Here is a 318-nt window from a genome sequence, read left to right as displayed (position 1 = left end):
GTTCCGCAACAATTGATGTTGTAAATCTCACCCCTATTTAGTTAGAGAAATGACAAAGACAGCAGCTGGAATTACCGAAGGATTCAGCAAAGCATCCCCAGAGGGATAGTCAGCCACGCCAGGGTAAAAATACATGGATGTATTTTTAGGTTGTCGGCGCTTGGAGCGCCTACAACCGACCCGGACAACGTCAGAGAACCGAAAAGGCTTTTCTGGGCACTCTTTGTGCAGACAAAGAGTGTCTGGCGCGCATCAAACAATGCTGAGGTGAACACCGAACGCAAGCGCGACATAGGTTCCGCAAAAATTGATGTCTTT

1 protein-coding gene is annotated in these 318 nt (G+C 47.8%); it reads right to left on the bottom strand.

Features of this window, described 5'->3' with window-relative positions; all coding sequences use genetic code 11:
* Positions 1–83: 83 nt before the first annotated feature.
* Positions 84–318, bottom strand: a 235-nt coding sequence (locus R0J87_RS19220) for a hypothetical protein (protein WP_498888241.1), incomplete at its 5' end; no start/stop codon positions are given.

Origin of the sequence: Halomonas sp. SIMBA_159, assembly GCF_046536035.1 — a bacterium.
GTDB lineage: Bacteria > Pseudomonadota > Gammaproteobacteria > Pseudomonadales > Halomonadaceae > Vreelandella > Vreelandella venusta_A.
This window is presented reverse-complemented; position numbering and strand designations above follow the sequence as displayed.